The sequence below is a fragment of the Longimicrobiales bacterium genome (assembly GCA_035764935.1).
Classification (GTDB): Bacteria; Gemmatimonadota; Gemmatimonadetes; order Longimicrobiales; family RSA9; genus DASTYK01.
The window spans coordinates 57833-74924 of record DASTYK010000162.1; the positions used below are offsets into that span (position 1 = coordinate 57833).

A 17092-nucleotide genomic window follows, 5' to 3' on the forward strand; every position below is an offset into this window, starting at 1 on the left:
ATGCGTCGCGGCGCAAAGGCGTGCCCGCTCTGTGAGGCGGGGATTCGCCAGATCAACTACAAGGACGAGAAGACGCTGAGCCGTCTGATCACCGAGCAGGGCAAGATGCTCCCGCGTCGCATGACGGGCATGTGCGCGCGGCACCAGCGGCAGGTGACGACCGCGATCAAGCGGGCGCGTTATCTGGCGCTGGTCCCGTATGTCCGACGCTACTCGGACTGAGGCCGGGCCCGGGCGGCGCGGCTGGGGGTCGGCGATCGCGCTGGGCGTTGCGACGCTGCTGCTCTGGTCGCTTCACCCGACGCTGCTGATCCTCGTTCCGTTCGCGCTCCTGCTGATTGCACTGCCGCCGCGGCGGCCGCCGCTGGTCGTGGGTGCGGCGCTGTTGCTCTGGTTCCTGTTCAGCGGCAGTCGGAGCGGCGCGCTCTGGTACGTGGAGCGCGGCTGGGCCCTGCTGCTGGCGGGTTGGTTCATCGCGTTCGGCGCGATGTGGCCGCGCCGCTCGTTCATCGTGCGTGGCCTGGCGAGCGTGGCGGCGACCATGGCGTCGGCCGCGCTGGTGGTCGCCTCGAGCCGGCCCGGGCCGTCCTTCGTCGAAGGACTGGTGAGCCAGCAGATGCGAACGGCCGCTTCCGAGTCGATCGCGCTGTTCACCCAGATGCTCGGCTTCGAGCGGGTGTCGGCGCAGGTGCAGGAAGCGATGTTCGCCGCGGCGGACCTGCAGGTGCTGGTGTTTCCTGCGCTGCTCGCGCTCGGCTCGCTGACCGGGTTGGCCGTTGCGTGGTTCGTGTACCGGCGCCTGGGCATCGGGGATGCGGCGCCGCTCAGGCCGCTGCGGGAGTTCCGGTTCCCGGATGATCTCGTCTGGGTGCTGATTGCGGGGATGCTGCTGCTCGTGCTGCCGCTGGGAGCGGCGGCGGAACGTGCGGGCACGAACCTGCTGACGTTCATGGCGGCGCTCTACGCGCTGCGCGGGCTGGCCGTGCTGCTGGTGGTTGCCGGAGTGCCGGGGCCCCTGGGGCTCGTAGTCAGCGGTGTGCTGTTGCTGTTTCTCTATCCGCTGATCATGGCCATGACGGTCCTGGTCGGCGTAACGGATACGTGGTTGGATATTCGGGCGCGGCGCGTTGCGGCGCCGCCGTCCTCCTGACGGAGCGCGAAGATGAAGACGACAAAGCTGATTCTGCGGCAGGACATCAACAAGCTGGGCGAAGCGGGCGAAGTGGTTTCGGTGCGTGCCGGCTACGCCCGGAACTACCTGCTGCCGCAGGGGCTCGCGTACGCGGCGACGGCGGCGAACATGCGGCAGCTCGAGGAGGAGCGGAAGCGGGTCGAGGTGCGTGCCCGCCGGGACTACCTCGAGGCCAAGCGCCGTTCTGCGCAGCTCGAGACCGTGTCGCTCACGTTCCACGTAAACGCGGGCGAGGAGTCCAAGCTGTTCGGCTCGATCACGGCCGCGGACATCGCGGGGCGGCTGAAGGAGCAGGGGCTGGACTTCGAGGTGGATCGCCGCTGGATCGAGCTCGAAGAGCCGATCAAGGCGCTCGGCGTCTACAACGTGCCGGTGCGGCTGCACACGGACGTGAAGCCCGAGGTCAAGGTCTGGGTCATCAAGGCGGAGTAGCAGCACTGCTGTCTGCCTTCTGCGGCGGCGGTCCACGGGACGGCCGCCGCATGTCGTTTTCCACCCGCACATCGGCCGGATCGGCCTCGATCGTGCGATGTGCCGGGGTGGCTACAATTCTGGAGCGCGGACGGGAATGAACGATCAGGAGCGGGCGCGGACGACGCGCAGCGGTTCGGTGGAGAGCGACGGCGGGGTGGTGCAGGTCGGCGACGGCATGGAGGTGCCGGCAGCACTCGCACGCGCGATCGACCTGGCGAAGGATCGCAAGGGGCGGGACATGCTGCTGCTCGACCTGCGCGGGATCTCCAACGCCACGGATTACTTCCTGCTCGTCACCGGCACGTCCGACACGCACGTCAAGGCCGTTGCGGACCACATCCTCGAGGAATTGCGGGAGGATGGCGTCAAGCCGATGCACATCGAGGGGGTGCGCACGGGCCGCTGGGTGCTGATGGATTACATCGACTTCGTGATTCACGTGTTCCACCCGGCCGCGCGCGAGTTCTACCAGCTCGAGCGGCTGTGGGGCGACGCCCCCTCGCACGCCTTTCCCGACGAGAGCTGAGAGGCGCCACGCTCGGATCCCATGCCGAGGTCCGAGCGGCGCACGCAGGAATTTCGTGTCCTGTCAAGTGGTTCCGGGACGCCGCGTGCCTGCGGTGATTTCCACGCATTCCCTACCGCCGGCGGTGGAGCCGGGATACATTACGCCGTCCCCGACCCGGGGTACGCGCGGCGCCCGCGGGCTGCGGCCAGCGGAGCATCGCGTACGACGCGGATCGCATAACAAGCATACATGACAGCCGGTTCGTGGCCGAAACCGACGCCGTTTGATCTGCAGGACGGTGTCGACGACGAGGTGTTATCGCTCCTGTTCGGCGGGCCGGACGCGGAGCTCGCGGGTGTGCTGCTGCTCGCCGCGCCGGGTGCGCGTGCGAACGGCTGGGCCGCCCGCACGGCGATCGCATTGGCGACGGCGTGGACGGAGCGATCGGGCACGGTCATCCTCGCCGACGCTTCCCTGGAGTCGCCCGAGCTGCACGGGTTCCTGGCGGAGCAGAACGGCGAGGGGGTCGCGGACGTGTTTCAGTTCGGCGCCTCGCTCCGGCGCGTGCGCCGCACGGTCGAAGGGTATCCCTTCGAGTTCATCCCGGCGGGTGCGTACGTCCTCGATCCAGAGGGGGTGATGCGGCACGGCGCGTGGTCTCGACTGCTCGAGGACACGCTGTCGATCGGCCGTCGTCTCATGGTGTACGCGACCGCGGGCGCGCCCGGTGTCGACGCCCTGGCCGAGCGGGTCGGCGCGGTGGTACTTCTCGCGGCCGCGGACGACGAGGTCGATCCGGAGCAGTTCAGCGCCGACCTGCGGGGGGTGCTCCAGCCATCGGCGGGCGGCGCGGCTGCGGATGCCGGGGCCCGCGTCGCGGCGCGACGCCCGGACGCGGAGTTCGAGCGGCTTCGTCTGCCGCAGGGCGAGGCGCGCGAGTCGCACATCGCCGACCTGCGCATGCAGCAGCGTGCGACGGTGCTCGGCCGGCCCACGGAGCAGGCAGACGCCGCTGCCGGTCGGACCGCGCCGCCATTGCCGACGGAGCGCGTCGTCCCCGTCGAGGCCGCGTCCGACCTGGAGCAGCCGGTGTTTCCGGAGCCGCCGGAACGCACGCGGTCCGGGCCCGGTGCGATGCTGCTGACCCTGCTCGTCGTGCTGCTGTTCAGCCTGTTGGCGGGAGCGTGGCACTTCTGGGGACGCGATTGGCTTGCGTCGCGTCGCGATCCTGCGCCCATTGCGCCGGTCGACTCGGCCGTGGCGACACCGGCGCTGCCGGTTGCGAGCGGGCCGGTGCGGCCGCTGCCGCTGTCGGTCGCCATGGAGGCGTATACCAGTCTGCCGGCCGCACTCGAACGGCAGCGCGCGCTCACGGCGATCGAGCCGGACGTGGGCTTCCTGATCTCGCCGACGCTGGTGGACAGCACACTGTATTACCGCGTGTTCGCGGGCCCCATGCCTGACACGGCGTACGCCGACAGCGTTGCCGACCAGATGGTGCGCAACGGGCTTCGCAGCGGGCGCATCGACAACGACGTTCACGCGACGCCGCTCGCGTTCCTGGTAGCAGAGCTCGAGACGGACAGCGCCGCGCGTGAGCGGCAGACGGAGCTCGAGCAGCTCGACATCCCGACCTATATCGTGCGCATCGCCGCGGCGGACGGCGAGCGCTTCCGCGTGTACGCCGGTGCGTACAGCGGCCGCGGTGAAGCGGAGGTCATGCGACAGCTCCTGCGCAATGCCGGTGTGCAGGACTCACTCGTCACGAGAGTAGGCAGCAGCGCCCAATGAAGCTTCGTCGTCTGGTACTGCAGGGATTCAAGTCGTTCGCGGATCGCACCGAGCTGCACTTCCACGAGGGCATCACGGCGATCGTCGGGCCGAACGGCTGCGGCAAGTCGAACGTGAGTGACGCGATCCGCTGGGTGCTGGGTGAGCAGCGCGCATCCGCGATCCGCGGCTCCAAGATGGAGGAGGCGATCTTCCAGGGCACGGTGCAGCGCAGGCCGCTGAACCGGGCGGAAGTGGCGCTCACCTTCGACAACGAGGAAGGGCGGCTGCCCGTCCCGCAGAGCGAGGTGGAGATCCGGCGCGTGGTCTTCCGGGAGGGCGGCAGCGACTACCTGCTCAACCGCCAGTCCGTTCGTCTGCGCGACATCTTCGACATCTGCCGTGACACGGGTCTGGGCGCGAACGCGTACACCGTCATCGAGCAGGGCATGGTCGATCGTATCCTGTCCGACCGCCCCGATGATCGTCGGCACATGTTCGAGGAAGCGGCAGGGATCGGGCGCTACAAGGATCGTCGCAAGTCGGCACAGCGCCGTCTCGAGGCTGCCGAGGCCGACCTGGCACGCCTCGAGGACCTGGTCGCAGAAGTCGAGTCCAAGGTGCGCAGCCTGGCACGGCAGCGCGGCAAGGCGAAGCGCTACGAGGAGCTGCGCGCACGGCGTCTCGGCCTGGAGGTGACGGTCGCGCGCGCCGAGCTCGAGCAGGTGCGTGACACGATCGAGCGTACGACGACGCGGCTCGCGGGCATCGAGGAGGAGGACCCGTCTTCGCGCGCAGCGCTGAGCACGGCAGAGGCCGAGCTGGAGCGACGTCGCCTGGAATCGACGGAAGCGAGCCGGCAGCGGAACGCGGCGGCGGCGCGTCTCGAGGAGCTGGCGCGGATGGTCGCGGAGCGCGAGCGCGAGATCGCGATTGCGGATGAGCGCCGGGCGCACGCGGAGCGCAGGCTCGAGCAGATCGCAGCCGAGCGTGGCGACCGGACAGCGCGGCTGCAGGCGCTCGAGAGCGAGCTGCAGTCGCTGCAGACGGAGCATGCGGGGCAGCAGGGCATCGTCGAGTCGCTGAGCGGTCGTGTCGCGGAGGTGCAGGAGCGGCAGGCTGCGCTTCGCCAGGAGGTCACGGACGTGCGTCGCGCCGACGAGGAGGCGCGCGCGCACGAGGCCGAGCTCACGCGGACGCTCGCGCGGCTGGAGGCCGACGCGGGCGGCGCGGAGGCACGCGCGAATGACGCGCTGAACCGCCTCGAGGAGCTGGAGCTCGAGCGCGACGAGCTGAGCGCCGAGCTGAGCCGGCTGGACGATCAGGGCGACCTGTTTGCCGAGCAGACGCGCACGCTGGGCTCCCAGCTCGACACGCTGCGCGCGCAGCATGCGGCCGCCGAGGAAGAGCTGCAGGTGCTGCGGCGCGCCGAGCAGGAGGCGCGCGAGGCGCTGGCCGCCGCGGATGCGGAGGCGAGCCGACTGGCATCCCAGGCCGCGGCGCTCGAGACGCTCGAGCGCGAGCACCACGGCTTTGCACCGATCGTCGCTGCGGCGATGGACGCCAGTGGTGAGCTGACGGGTGTGCTCGGCCCGGTCGCCGAGTTCCTGCGGCTTCCCGCCGAGCGGGCGTCCAGTGTCGAGAGTGCGCTGAACTCGCTGCTGCAGGCACTCGTCGTCAAGGATCCGGACGCGCGACAGCGCTTCCGCGACTGGTTCGCCGCGCAGGAGAACCGGCACGGCACGGTGGCGCTGTTGCCGCAGGACGCGCTGCCCCGGCTCGAGGCACTGCTCGACGTCATCGAGTTCGTCGGAGAGCCGGCAGCGGAGCCCGTGCTGATCGGGCGTCGCGAGCGACTGCGCGAACGGCTCGCCGCGGCAGAAACCGCGGAAGCGGAGCGCACGCGCCGGGCGGACGCGCGCACCGAAGCCGCCGAGGCAGTGGCCGCGGCCGAGATGGCACTGCGTGAGCTCAAGTCGCGTGTCGATGCGGTCGAGCTGGACCTGCGGCGCGCGAGCGCGGACGAGGCGAACCGCTCCGGTCAGCATCTGCGGGTCACGCGCGCCCGTGAGGAGCTGGAGCGCCGGCGCGCGGAGCTGCTGGGGCACATCGAGAAGTCGCGCAGCGACGCCGAGCAGATGCGGGCACAGCGCGCCGGTCTCGAGGAGCAGCTCCTCGCACACCGCGCCGGCTGGCAGGAAGCCACGCAGACACTCTCGGAGCGCGAGGAGGCCTGGGAGCAGGTGCGCGACGAGGAGGCCGAGCTGCGGGTGGCGCATGCACGTGCGGAAGGTGCGCTCAGCGCGCTCGAGCGCCGGCTGGCGGCCGCGCGCGAGGAGCAGGTGCAGATCGGCCAGCGGCTGGAGTCGCTGGAGCGCGAAGAGGCGGAGCACCGCGACAGCCTGACGCAGCTCGGCGCGCGACGCGCCGAGGCGGCCGAGCGGCTGGAAGAGATGTTCGCCCAGCGCGACGAGGTTGCCGTGGAGCTGCGCGGGCTGGACGATGCGCTCGCGGAGGCGGCCGACAGCGCGGTGGAGCTGGAGACGCAGGTGCGCAGCCTCCGGCGCGCCGCCGACGAGCGGAGCGAGCTGCGCCATCGGCTCGAGATCCAGCGCACGGAAGCACAGGCTGCGGAGCGCCGCGTGCGCGAGCGCCTGGAGGCGGAGTGGGGCCGATCGTTCGAGGAGCTGATGGAGGAGGCGGAGATCGTCGATGGCGACCCGGATGTGCTGCGCGCCGAGTTGCAGGCGATCGGTGCAGACATCGAGCGCCTCGGGCCGATCAACATGCTCGCCGTCGAGGAGCACGCCGAGGAGAGCCAGCGGCTCGAGTTCCTGCAGACGCAGCGCGACGACCTGACGAGGGCGCGTGACGACCTGCAGTCGGCGATCCGGCAGATCAACCGCACGGCAAAGGAGCTGTTCCAGCAGACATTCGAGCAGATCCGGCAGAACTTCCAGAAGACGTTCACCACGCTCTTCGAGGGCGGCGAGTGCGACATCCGCCTGGAAGATCCGGAGGATCCGCTGGAGTCGCCGATCGATATCGCCGCATCGCCGCGGGGCAAGCGCACGCAGCGCATCCACCTGCTGTCCGGTGGTGAGCGCGCGCTGACCGCGCTGGCGCTGCTGTTCGCGATCTACCTGGTCAAGCCGAGTCCCTTCTGCGTGCTCGACGAGGTCGATGCACCACTCGATGAAGCGAACATCGGCCGCTTCATCGCGATGCTGAAGGAGTTCAAGCAGACGACGCAGTTCATCGTCATCACGCACAATCCGAGGACCATGGAAAGCGCCGACTGGCTGTACGGCGTGACCATGGAGGACCCGGGCATCAGCAGCATCGTCGGCGTCAAGCTCGACGAGGTGCTGGCCGGTGCAGCAAACGGAAACGGGAGCGTCGTCGGGTGACGATGACTCTCCGGTACACTCGTCGTCCTGTGCTCTGAGACATGGCCAACTACATCCTGACCGGCGCCGCAGGCTTCATCGCATCCCGCGTGGCAGACCAGCTGCTCGCACGCGGGGACCGCGTGATCGGCGTCGACAACCTCAATGATGCATACGATGTACGGCTGAAGCACTGGCGGCTGCGCAACCTGCAGGGCCGTGACGGCTTCAGCTTTCACGAGCTCGACATCTGCGACCGCAGCGGCGTCGAGCGGCTGTTTCGCGATGCAGCGGACGAGGGGCCGATCGACGGCGTGATCAACCTGGCGGCACGGGCCGGCGTGCGGCAGTCAGTGGAAAATCCCTGGGTCTACATCGAGACCAATACGACGGGCACGCTGAACCTGCTCGAGCTGTGCGTGAAGCACGACGTCGGGAAGTTCATGCTGGCATCGACGTCGAGCCTCTATGGCACGGAGAATCCGCGCCCGTACAGTGAGGACGCGGACACCAACCGCCCGCTCTCGCCCTATGCTTCCTCGAAGAAGGCGGCCGAGGCGCTTTGCTACACGTACCACTACCTGTACCAGATCGACGTCTCCATCTGCCGCTACTTCACGGTGTACGGCCCCGCAGGCCGGCCGGACATGAGCCTGTTCCGGTTCGTGCAGTGGATCAGTGAAGGGAAGCCCGTCACCGTGTTCGGGGACGGCAGGCAGGAGCGGGACTTCACGTACGTCGACGACGTGGCGCGGGGAACGATCGCCTCGATGCGGCCGCTCGGTTACGAGATCATCAACCTCGGCTCCGATGAGCCGGTGGTGCTCGCGGACGCCGTGCGACTGGTCGAGGAGTATACCGGCAGGCAGGCGAACATCGTGAATCAGCCGCGTCATCCGGCGGACGTGCTGGCGACGTGGGCCGACATCAACAAGGCGGGCCGGTTGCTCGAGTGGCGGCCGCAGACCAGCTTCGCACAGGGCGTACGCAACCTGGTCGACTGGTACAACGAGAACCGCGAGTGGGCGCGCGAGATCCGGACGGATTGAGCACCGGGCTCACCGTCGTCGGCTGCGGTACCGCGGCGCTTGACGGTGAGCGCGTCTGTTCCGGGTACCTCGTGGAGGCGGAACACACGGTTCTCCTCCTGGACTGCGGCCCCGGCATCGTCTACAGCCTTGCCCGGCATCGGCTGCCGTGGCAGCGCCTCACGCACCTTGCCCTCACACACTTCCACACGGACCACATCGGCGACGTCCCGGCGCTGCTGTTCGCGCTGCAGTACGGGATGTATCCGCCGCGCGAAGAGCCGCTGACGATCATCGGACCGCGCGGAACACGCCGGCGGCTGCAGGCGATGAGCCGCGCGTTCGGTGACTACGTCACGCACGCGTCCTTCGGCGTGAACGTGTGCGAGATCGTGCCGGGCGGCTCAGTTCACGCAGGCGGGGTGGAGCTGAGCGTCACACGAACACCACACACGGAGCACTCGATCGCGTACCGCGTCCGCTCGGCCGATTGCACGATCGGCTACACCGGCGATACCGGGCCGTCTGCCGACGTTGCCGACTTCCTGCACGGCGTGGACGACCTGGTCGCGGAGTGCTCCGTACCGGACGAGCAGGCCATGGACATTCACCTGACGCCCTCGTCGCTCGCGGTACTCGCGCTGCGCGCGCAGCCACGGCGCCTGGTGGTGACCCATGTCTATCCGCACCTCGAGCGCAGCACGGTACCGGAGCAGCTGCGTGCACACGGCTGGGAGGGCCGCACGGTCGTGGCGGCCGATGGAATGAGACTACGATGAGCAGCACGGAGCCACACGCATGAGCAGGGAAGCAGTCCAGCGCGTGCCGCTCCTCGACCTGCGCGCGCAGTACGCATCGCTGCGCGACGACGTCGAGGAGGCAATCAGGCGCGTTGTGGAATCGCAGCATTTCATCCTCGGGCCCGAGGTCGACGCGCTGGAGCGCGAGATGGCCGACTATTGCGGCACCGCGCACGCTGTCGGCGTATCGTCGGGCACGGATGCGCTGCTCGTCGCGCTCATGGCGCTGGGTGTGCGGCCCGGTGATGAGGTGATCACCTCGCCGTTCACGTTCTTTGCGACCGCCGGCACCGTTGCACGGCTCGGCGCACGCACCGTCTTCGTGGACATCGACCCGGACACGTTCAACATCGACCCGGCACGCGTCGAGGCGGCGCTTTCTCCACGGACGAAAGCGATCATCCCCGTGCACCTGTTCGGCAGGCTCGCGGACATGGATACCGTGATGCAGGTTGCGCGCGGCGCGGGTGTGGCGGTGGTGGAGGACGCGGCGCAGGCGATCGGTGCTCGGGACGGCGCCGGCCGACGCGCAGGAGCGATCGGCGACATCGGCGCCTTCTCGTTCTTCCCGAGCAAGAACCTGGGTGCCTTCGGCGACGCCGGCATGGTCACGACATCGGACGGGTCGCTCGACCGGCTGTTGCGCCAGTTGCGCGTCCACGGCATGGAGCCCAAGTACTTCCACAGCATGGTTGGCGGCAATTTCCGGCTGGACGCGCTGCAGGCGGCTGTGCTGCGGGTCAAGCTGCGTCACCTCGATGCGTGGCACGAAGCGCGTCGTCGCAATGCCGCACGCTACCGCGAGCTCTTCGCGCAGGCGGACCTCGAGCAGGTCACGCTTCCCGGGGACGTGCCCGGGCACATCTACAACCAGTTCGTGATCCGCGTGCCCGACCGTGATGCTCTGCGGGACCACCTGACGGCGGATGCAATCGGCACGGAGGTCTACTACCCGCTGCCGTTGCACATGCAGGAGTGCTTCGCCGACCTGGGCTATCGCGCGGGCGATTTTGCGCACGCGGAGCGCGCCGCGCACGAAGTGCTCGCGCTGCCGATCTACCCCGAGCTGGAGGACGTCGCGCTGCAGCGGGTGGTCGCGTCGATCGAGGACTTCTACGCCACGCGCTGAACGGCGGCTGCTTTACGCCGTCGCGGACCACCGCTAGCTTCCGGGAGGCGCGTCCCACGCGCCGCTTACTCCTTCGTGAGCCGGAAGTATGCTGGTCGTCATGAGTAACAGCGCGGCGGAGGCCGACGTCCGCCGGGTCATCGACGTCATCCGCGAGATGGGCTACGAGGCCCGACCGATCCCGGGGCGCCAGCGCACCGCGATCGGGTTGATCGGCAATGACGGCAAGGTGGATGGCGCCCGCCTCGAGGGCCTGCCCAATGTCCTGCAGGTCATCCACGTCACGCAGCCGTACAAGCAGGTTTCGCGTGAATGGCGCCAGGAGCCGACCATTGTCGAGCTCGCCAACGGCACGCGCATCGGCGGCGACGAGGTCGTGCTGATGGCCGGGCCGTGCTCGGTCGAGTCACTCGAGCAGATCGTCGGCATCGCGCACCGGCTCCGGCAGAGCGGGGCAACCGTGCTGCGCGGCGGCGCGTTCAAGCCGCGCACCTCGCCGTACGCATTCCAGGGACTTGGTGTCGAGGGGCTTCGCATGCTCGCGCGGGCACGTGAGGAGAGCGGACTGGCCATCGTCACCGAGGCGCTGGAGACGGAAACGGTAGACGTGGTCGCGGAGTACGCCGACATCATCCAGATCGGCGCGCGCAACATGCAGAACTATCCGCTGCTCCGACGCGCCGGTCGTACGGGCAGGCCGATTTTGCTCAAGCGCGGCCTTTCCGCCACCATCAAGGAGTTGCTGCTCAGCGCCGAGTACATCCTCGCGGAAGGCAATGAGCAGGTCATCCTCTGCGAGCGCGGCATCCGCTCCTTCGACGACCAGACCCGCAACCTGCTCGACCTGAGCGCCATCCCCGTGGTGAAGGCGCTCTCGCACCTGCCCATCATCGCGGACCCGAGCCATGGGACGGGCATCCGCGCGAAGGTGACGCCGATGGCGCGTGCGGCGGTCGCAGCGGGCGCCGACGGCCTGCTGATCGAGGTGCATCCGGACCCCGATCGCGCACTCTCCGACGGCGCCCAGTCGCTCTGGCCGGAGCAGTTCGACGAGCTGGTCGAACAGGTCGGCGGGATCGCCGACGCGATCGGCCGCCGGCTCGCCGCGCCGATCGCAAAGCTGGCGGTCTGAAGCGGCAAGAGCGCAGCAGCCTACAGACTGCGGTGCTCCACCATCGAGCAGCGGTCCTGCACCACCTTGATTCCGGCGGCAGCCCAGCGGGCTGCCGCTTCGTCGTTGCGGATCCCGAGCTGCAGCCAGACCGCGTCCGGCTTCTTCTCGAGGATCTCGTCCACGTGCTTTGCCACGTCGCCGGACCGGCGGAACACCACCACGAGATCGATGTCCCCGGGGATGTCCGTCAGCCTGCGGTAGACGCGCTCACCGAGGATCGTGGTGACCTCCGGGTAGTACACGGGCACCGGGACGATCTCGTAGCCGGCGCCCTGCAGGTAACGGGGCACATAGAACGCCGGCGCCGTCGCGCGGTCCTCCGGCTTGATGCCGATGATCGCCACCCGCTTCGCCGAGCGGAGCACGTCCCGCATCCCTTCCGTCGTCGTGATCAGGTTCTCGTTCGCCTGTGTCGCCACTGCTCACCTCGGGTTGACCCATTTCGTTGCTGCAGTTAGCTTTGATGCAAGAACGTCGCCCCAGGAAACGTAGGGCGCGAGCTCACGAACCCCGTCAGGGCCCCGCAGGCAGCAGCGGTAAGTGACGTGAGCGTCGCTACGGATTTCCTGGGGCGATTTCTATGCTGTAGCCTCGGGTTGCACGGCTGCCGTCAATCGCAGTAGCATCCCCGTTCGATTCGCAATTCCTCGTCGTGATGGTGCAGTCCATGGCCACGACCCGCGCCGCACTCGCGCGTACCTACCGTCCACGCAACTTCGCCGAGATGGCGACGCAGGCGCACGTCTCCGAGACGCTGCGCGCGGCCGTCGCGCGCGGCCGGGTCGCCCACGCGTATCTCTTTTCTGGTCCTCGCGGGGTAGGCAAGACGACGGCGGCGCGCGTGCTCGCGATGGCGCTCAACTGCCCGAACCGCGTCACGGAGGAGACCGCGGACGGGCTGAAGCCGGGCGAGCCGTGCGGACGCTGCGAGTCGTGCGAGCGCATCTGGGCCGGACGCACCTCGCTCGACGTCGTGGAGATCGACGCCGCTTCGAACCGCGGCGTCGATGACGCCCGCGACCTGCGTGAGCGCGCCATGTACGCGCCGACCGGCGATGAGCGCTTCAAGGTCTACATCATCGACGAAGCGCACATGCTCACGCGCGAGGCATGGAACGCGCTCCTCAAGATCCTCGAGGAGCCGCCGCCGCGCGTGATCTTCGTCTTCGCGACCACCGAGCCGCAGAAGATCCAGCAGGCCGCGGCACCGATCCTGTCGCGCACGCAGCGCTTCGACTTCCGGCGCATCGGGGTCGATGACATCGTGGTCCGGCTGAAGACCATCCTGGCCGAGGAGGGGATCGAGGCCAGCGACGATGCACTGCTGCCCATCGCGCGGCGCGCCGACGGCGGGCTGCGCGACGCCCTCTCGCTGCTCGACCAGGTGCTGTCCTTCTCGGGGCGCACCGTCACGGTCGACGACGTCACGCGCGTGCTCGGCCTGATCGGCGACGAGCTCTACCTCGAGCTCTTCGGCATCCTGGCCGACCGCCGCGCGGGCGACGTGTTCCGCTTCGTGCAGCGCATCCTGGACGACGGGTACGACCTCACCGAGTTCTATCGCGGGCTCACCGACGTGCTGCGCACGCTGCTGATCGGCAAGTACGACGGCGCGGACGCGATGCAGGTCCGCGACGACCTGCGCCAGCACTACCTGGACGTCGCTGCACGCTTCGAGGCGACCGACCTGCTGCGCATGCTCGCGCTCGCGTCGGAGCTCGACACCGAGGGCCGCTTCCGCAAGAGCGCCAACCCACGCACCATGCTCGAGGTGCTGCTCCTCCGCTTCGCATACCTCGACCGTACCATTGCCGTGGAAGAGCTGCTCCGCGCTGCGGGCGGAGCGCCTCCGCCGGAGCGCTCGCCCCGGGCAATCCCCGATCCCCCGGGACCTGAAGCCTCCTCCGCGCCGCGCCGGGCGGGGCGAGGCGGGGAAGCGACGGCGCGGACGGCAGCGGCCGTAGAGGAGCGTCCTCGCACCCCCGCGCCTGCCGCACAGGCTCCGGCCACCGGGCCTGCGCCAGCCCCGCCCGCGCCCTCCGTCGCGGAACCGGCGGCATCGAACCAGGCCGCTCCGCTCGCGACCGCGAACGACCAGCCCGCTCCCGTGGCTCCGCGCAGCGCCACCGCCGCGGCCGCCCTGCGCGCCCTCCAGCGCGACGGCAGCCGGATTCCGCACGGGCTCGGCATCTTCCTGAAAGTCGCACGCGTCGAAGAGCAGGGTCCCGACAGGGTGGTGCTGTCGGTTCCGCCGGGGCCCGGACTCGAGCGCCTGAGCGGCGACAGCCGCGATGCCCGCGCACTCGAGCAGGCGTTCAGCGACGCACTCGGCCGCACCGTCCAGCTCGTGGTCCAGGCGGCCAGTCTCGGCGAGGCCGCCACGCCCCGGCGCCTCACCCCCGAGCAGGTCCGCGCCGACCGGCTGGCGCGCATCGCCCGCGAGCAGCCAATGCTGGCTCGAGCGGTCGAGGCCTGGGACCTGGAGCTGATCGACGACTGAGTGCTCTCTTCCAACCGTTTTCAACCACGAAGGACGCAGAGGGCGCAGAGCTGATTACCGCGGGGGACTATGAGAGTCGCGAAGGAATCATGGCGGACGCTGCTTCCGGGCCGGAGCAGCGTTCATTTTTTCGGTGTCCTGTGCGGCGGGCGAGTGACCTCCGTGTCCTTTGTGGTCTCCGTGGTTAACAACGAGACTTTCAACGCGGGAAAAAACAGACATCGCGCCGCCCCGGCGCGGATGTCACCGTCGAGCCATGGCTGAATCCCATGAGCTGGGCCGGCGCGCCGAGGCGGCCGTCGCCGACCACCTGGACAGCACCGGCTGGTCGGTGCTCGCCATGAACTGGCGCTTCCGGCACAAGGAAATCGACGTGATCGCCCGGCGCGGTGAGCTGATCGCGTTCATCGAGGTGAAGTGCCGTTCCGGCAGCCGTTTCGGCCAGCCGGCAGAGGCGATCACTCTGTCCAAACGACGCGACCTGGCCGCCGCGGCTCACGCATGGATCTGCCGGAACCGGCCGTCCTGCGCCGCGTTCCGCTTCGACCTGTGCAGTGTAACGGTGCGGCCGGACGGGCGGCTCGACATCGAGCACGTGGAGGACGCCTGGCGATTGTGAGGGCTGCCAGCCGCCGGCCAGGCTCGGCCAGCGACCCGTGCCCTTTGAGGCACAAAGAGACAGGAACTCGCCTACCCCGCGGGGTACCATCATGTCGCAGGACGGCCGGGTCCTCTCCTTGCGAGCGGCGAAGGCGGACGTCTATACTCGGGAACGCTTTCAGAAGGCGATGTCCGGATTTTCCATGACGAATTTCCAGCAGCTTTTTCAGATGGGCCAGCAGGTGCAGGCCCGGCTGACACAACTCCAGACGGAACTCGGGAATCGCACGGTGACGTGCTCGAGCGGCGGTGGGATGGTCACGGTGACCGCCGACGGGCGGGGTCGCGTGCGTGAGGTGAAGATCGACCCGACGGTGGTGGACCCCTCGGACGTGGAGATGCTCGAGGACCTGGTGACGGCGGCGGTGGCGGAGGCCCAGCAGCGGGCGCAGCAGGTATACGAGGAGGAGCTGAAGAAGGTTGCCGGCGGGTTCCCGCTGCCCTTCAATCTGCCCCAGTTCCCGTGAGTGCGATCGAGGACCTGACGACGGAGCTGGCGCGGCTTCCGGGCATCGGCCGGAAGACCGCGCTTCGATTGACATACTACCTGCTCAAGCGGCCGGCGGAGGAATCGCGTCGGCTGGCACGGGTGCTGGAGCGGGTGGCGGAGCAGGTGCACCCGTGCTCGCGGTGCGGGAACCTGACGGAGACGGATCCGTGCGCGCTGTGCTCGAACCCGCGGCGGGACGGTACGTTCATCTGCGTGGTGGAGGAGGCGTCGGACATCGGTCCGATCGAGCGGACGGGCGAGTACCGGGGACTATACCACGTGCTCGGCGGCCGCATTTCGCCGCTGGAGGGGATCGGCCCGGACGAGCTGAACGTCCAGGGGCTGCTCGGCCGATTGTCGGACGGCGTGGTGCGCGAGGTGATCGTCGCGACGAACCCGAGCGTGGAGGGGGAAGCGACGGCGCTGTATCTGCAGAAGATGATCCGGCCGCTCGGCGTGCGAGTGACCCGCCTGGCGCGCGGGCTGCCGGTTGGCGGCGACCTGGAGTATGCTGACGGTGTAACGATCGCGGAGGCCCTTTCGGGTCGCCGCGAGCTCTGACCCTCGAGCCGGACGAGTCATGGAGCGCAGTCGCATCCTGAAGACGACGGGAATCGTGCTCGTTGCCGTGGGAGTGGCGGCAACGGTCGGTACACTGATCGTGCGTGATCAGCTCGAGCGCCACCAGCGTGGGCTGTTCAGTCCGCGTGCGCTGCGCCGTTTCGCTGCGCTCAGCCACATTGCGGGAGCCAACGCATCGGTGGAGCTGGTGCAGCTGCTGCGCGATTTCGTGGCATGGGAGCAGCGCCCGCTGCTGCGGCGACGGGCTGCCCACATCCTGGACCGCATGGAGCGTACGCTCGGCGCCGGCGAGCTACGCGCCGGATTCGCGGGATGAGCGACGGCATCGGTTTTCTCGGACAACAGGAACACCAGCGTCTGGATGATCTGCTCGTCGCATACCTGCGCGAGGCGGGGGTCCGCACGGCCATGCTGCTCGATCGGGCAGGCCGGCTGATCACGCAGTCAGGTGAGCAGGGTGCGTTCGACGTCACGACCTTCGCGTCCCTCGCCGCCGCAGACTTTGCGGCCGGCGATCAGCTTGCCGTACTGCTCGGTGAGCGCGAGTTTGCCTCGCTCTATCACCACGGTGAGCAGCAGTCCATGTACCTGGCGGACATCGGAGGGCGGGCGATTCTGGCAACACTGTTCGATGCGCACACCACGCTCGGCCTGGTGCGCGTGATGAGCCGGAAGTACGTGCCGCAGCTCGGTGTTGTGTTCGACGACGCCGTTGCGCGCGGGGTTCCGGGCGAGCACGTCCAAATGGATGCGGAATGGGTGGAGGAGGTCGAGAGCGAGATCGACCGCCTCTTCTCGGAGTGAGGGGAAACGGCCGATGTCGATGATCAACTACGCGAGCCGCGAAATCAACTGCAAGCTCGTGTACTATGGTCCGGGGCTGGGCGGCAAGACGACGAATCTCGAGTATGTTTACGGCAAGGTGAACCCGGAGACGCGCGGCAAGCTGATCTCCCTCGCCACCGAGCAGGAGCGCACGCTCTTTTTCGACTTCCTGCCCGTGGACCTCGGTGCGATCCGCGGCTTCAAGACGCGCTTCCACCTCTACACTGTGCCCGGACAGGTCTACTACAACGCGAGTCGGCGCCTGATCCTGAAGGGCGTGGACGGCATCGTGTTCGTCGCGGATTCGCAGGCGGAGCGGATGGACGCGAATATCGCGGCGATGGAGAACCTGTACGAGAATCTCGCCGACTACGGCTACGATGCGACGCAGATCCCCATCGCCCTGCAGTGGAACAAGCGGGACCTGCCGAACGCGGTGCCGGTCAGTGAGCTGAGCGCACAACTGAATCCCGGCGGGCTGCCGGAGTTCGAGGCTGTCGCGGTTCGCGGGGATGGCGTCTTCGACACGCTGCGCGCGGTCAGCAAGCTGGTCCTCAAGTCGCTCGGCTGA

At 68.8% G+C, this 17092-nt stretch carries 18 protein-coding genes; 17 read left to right on the top strand and 1 reads right to left on the bottom strand.

Annotated elements, in window-relative coordinates; all coding sequences use genetic code 11:
• From rpsR to aroF, 10 genes are all read left to right on the top strand, one after another.
• On the top strand, positions 1-222 hold the full coding sequence (rpsR, locus tag VFU06_14215) for a 30S ribosomal protein S18 (protein HEU5210543.1): 222 nt from the start codon (positions 1-3) through the stop codon (positions 220-222).
• Positions 200-1150, top strand: a complete 951-nt coding sequence (locus VFU06_14220; GenBank protein ID HEU5210544.1) for a DUF2232 domain-containing protein — start codon at positions 200-202, stop codon at positions 1148-1150. The genes rpsR and VFU06_14220 overlap by 23 nt, the downstream gene beginning before the upstream one ends.
• 12 nt (positions 1151-1162) lie before the next feature.
• Entirely contained in the window at positions 1163-1624 is a 462-nt protein-coding gene (gene rplI / locus VFU06_14225; protein HEU5210545.1) for a 50S ribosomal protein L9, read from the top strand.
• 136 nt (positions 1625-1760) lie between these two features.
• The gene (gene rsfS / locus VFU06_14230; GenBank protein HEU5210546.1) at positions 1761-2192 is read left to right on the top strand and encodes a ribosome silencing factor; all 432 of its coding nucleotides are present in this window, start codon (positions 1761-1763) and stop codon (positions 2190-2192) included.
• A 231-nt stretch (positions 2193-2423) separates the two neighbouring features.
• Entirely contained in the window at positions 2424-3965 is a 1542-nt protein-coding gene (locus VFU06_14235; protein ID HEU5210547.1) for an SPOR domain-containing protein, read from the top strand.
• Positions 3962-7354, top strand: coding sequence for an AAA family ATPase (locus VFU06_14240; protein ID HEU5210548.1), 3393 nt, complete (start codon positions 3962-3964; stop codon positions 7352-7354). Before VFU06_14235 ends, VFU06_14240 begins: the two co-directional genes overlap by 4 nt.
• Positions 7355-7395: 41 nt before the next feature.
• On the top strand, positions 7396-8382 hold the full coding sequence (locus VFU06_14245; GenBank protein ID HEU5210549.1) for an SDR family NAD(P)-dependent oxidoreductase: 987 nt from the start codon (positions 7396-7398) through the stop codon (positions 8380-8382).
• Complete coding sequence (locus VFU06_14250) at positions 8379-9140, top strand: MBL fold metallo-hydrolase (protein ID HEU5210550.1); 762 nt, start codon at positions 8379-8381, stop codon at positions 9138-9140. Before VFU06_14245 ends, VFU06_14250 begins: the two co-directional genes overlap by 4 nt.
• A gap of 19 nt (positions 9141-9159) precedes the next feature.
• Positions 9160-10290: a DegT/DnrJ/EryC1/StrS family aminotransferase gene (locus VFU06_14255; protein HEU5210551.1), complete on the top strand. Its 1131-nt coding sequence runs from the start codon at positions 9160-9162 to the stop codon at positions 10288-10290.
• Between the two features lie 100 nt (positions 10291-10390).
• The gene (gene aroF / locus VFU06_14260; GenBank protein ID HEU5210552.1) at positions 10391-11422 is read left to right on the top strand and encodes a 3-deoxy-7-phosphoheptulonate synthase; all 1032 of its coding nucleotides are present in this window, start codon (positions 10391-10393) and stop codon (positions 11420-11422) included.
• A gap of 20 nt (positions 11423-11442) precedes the next feature.
• On the opposite strand, the gene VFU06_14265 is transcribed toward aroF, so the two are convergent.
• A complete protein-coding gene (locus tag VFU06_14265) occupies positions 11443-11883 on the bottom strand; it encodes a CoA-binding protein (GenBank protein HEU5210553.1) in 441 nt (146 codons plus the stop codon).
• A 248-nt stretch (positions 11884-12131) separates the two neighbouring features.
• On the opposite strand from VFU06_14265, the gene dnaX reads away from it, so the two are divergent.
• The 7 genes from dnaX (at position 12132) to VFU06_14300 (ending at position 17092) form a co-directional block, all read left to right on the top strand.
• Positions 12132-13964, top strand: coding sequence for a DNA polymerase III subunit gamma/tau (gene dnaX / locus VFU06_14270; GenBank protein HEU5210554.1), 1833 nt, complete (start codon positions 12132-12134; stop codon positions 13962-13964).
• Positions 13965-14220: 256 nt separating this feature from the next.
• Positions 14221-14583 carry a YraN family protein gene (locus VFU06_14275; GenBank protein HEU5210555.1) on the top strand — a complete coding sequence of 121 codons (363 nt, stop codon included), beginning with the start codon at positions 14221-14223 and terminating at the stop codon, positions 14581-14583.
• A gap of 184 nt (positions 14584-14767) precedes the next feature.
• Positions 14768-15091 carry a YbaB/EbfC family nucleoid-associated protein gene (locus VFU06_14280; GenBank protein ID HEU5210556.1) on the top strand — a complete coding sequence of 108 codons (324 nt, stop codon included), beginning with the start codon at positions 14768-14770 and terminating at the stop codon, positions 15089-15091.
• The gene (gene recR, locus VFU06_14285; protein HEU5210557.1) at positions 15088-15675 is read left to right on the top strand and encodes a recombination mediator RecR; all 588 of its coding nucleotides are present in this window, start codon (positions 15088-15090) and stop codon (positions 15673-15675) included. The genes VFU06_14280 and recR overlap by 4 nt, the downstream gene beginning before the upstream one ends.
• Positions 15676-15694: 19 nt before the next feature.
• Positions 15695-16012, top strand: a complete 318-nt coding sequence (locus tag VFU06_14290) for a hypothetical protein (GenBank protein ID HEU5210558.1) — start codon at positions 15695-15697, stop codon at positions 16010-16012.
• Entirely contained in the window at positions 16009-16500 is a 492-nt protein-coding gene (locus VFU06_14295; GenBank protein HEU5210559.1) for a roadblock/LC7 domain-containing protein, read from the top strand. The genes VFU06_14290 and VFU06_14295 overlap by 4 nt, the downstream gene beginning before the upstream one ends.
• 13 nt (positions 16501-16513) lie before the next feature.
• Complete coding sequence (locus VFU06_14300; protein HEU5210560.1) at positions 16514-17092, top strand: gliding-motility protein MglA; 579 nt, start codon at positions 16514-16516, stop codon at positions 17090-17092.

Bases quoted from the DNA above. Each gene is read 5' to 3' on its own strand.
- VFU06_14240 (HEU5210548.1), top strand. From the start codon at position 3,962: ATGAAGCTTCGTCGTCTGGTACTGCAGGGATTCAAGTCGTTCGCGGAT.
- VFU06_14275 (HEU5210555.1), top strand. From the start codon at position 14,221: ATGGCTGAATCCCATGAGCTGGGCCGGCGCGCCGAGGCGGCCGTCGCC.
- VFU06_14290 (HEU5210558.1), top strand. From the start codon at position 15,695: ATGGAGCGCAGTCGCATCCTGAAGACGACGGGAATCGTGCTCGTTGCC.
- VFU06_14280 (HEU5210556.1), top strand. From the start codon at position 14,768: ATGACGAATTTCCAGCAGCTTTTTCAGATGGGCCAGCAGGTGCAGGCC.
- VFU06_14245 (HEU5210549.1), top strand. From the start codon at position 7,396: ATGGCCAACTACATCCTGACCGGCGCCGCAGGCTTCATCGCATCCCGC.
- rpsR (HEU5210543.1), top strand. From the start codon at position 1: ATGCGTCGCGGCGCAAAGGCGTGCCCGCTCTGTGAGGCGGGGATTCGC.
- rplI (HEU5210545.1), top strand. From the start codon at position 1,163: ATGAAGACGACAAAGCTGATTCTGCGGCAGGACATCAACAAGCTGGGC.
- VFU06_14300 (HEU5210560.1), top strand. From the start codon at position 16,514: ATGTCGATGATCAACTACGCGAGCCGCGAAATCAACTGCAAGCTCGTG.
- VFU06_14255 (HEU5210551.1), top strand. From the start codon at position 9,160: ATGAGCAGGGAAGCAGTCCAGCGCGTGCCGCTCCTCGACCTGCGCGCG.
- VFU06_14235 (HEU5210547.1), top strand. From the start codon at position 2,424: ATGACAGCCGGTTCGTGGCCGAAACCGACGCCGTTTGATCTGCAGGAC.
- dnaX (HEU5210554.1), top strand. From the start codon at position 12,132: ATGGCCACGACCCGCGCCGCACTCGCGCGTACCTACCGTCCACGCAAC.
- aroF (HEU5210552.1), top strand. From the start codon at position 10,391: ATGAGTAACAGCGCGGCGGAGGCCGACGTCCGCCGGGTCATCGACGTC.
- VFU06_14220 (HEU5210544.1), top strand. From the start codon at position 200: ATGTCCGACGCTACTCGGACTGAGGCCGGGCCCGGGCGGCGCGGCTGG.
- rsfS (HEU5210546.1), top strand. From the start codon at position 1,761: ATGAACGATCAGGAGCGGGCGCGGACGACGCGCAGCGGTTCGGTGGAG.
- VFU06_14295 (HEU5210559.1), top strand. From the start codon at position 16,009: ATGAGCGACGGCATCGGTTTTCTCGGACAACAGGAACACCAGCGTCTG.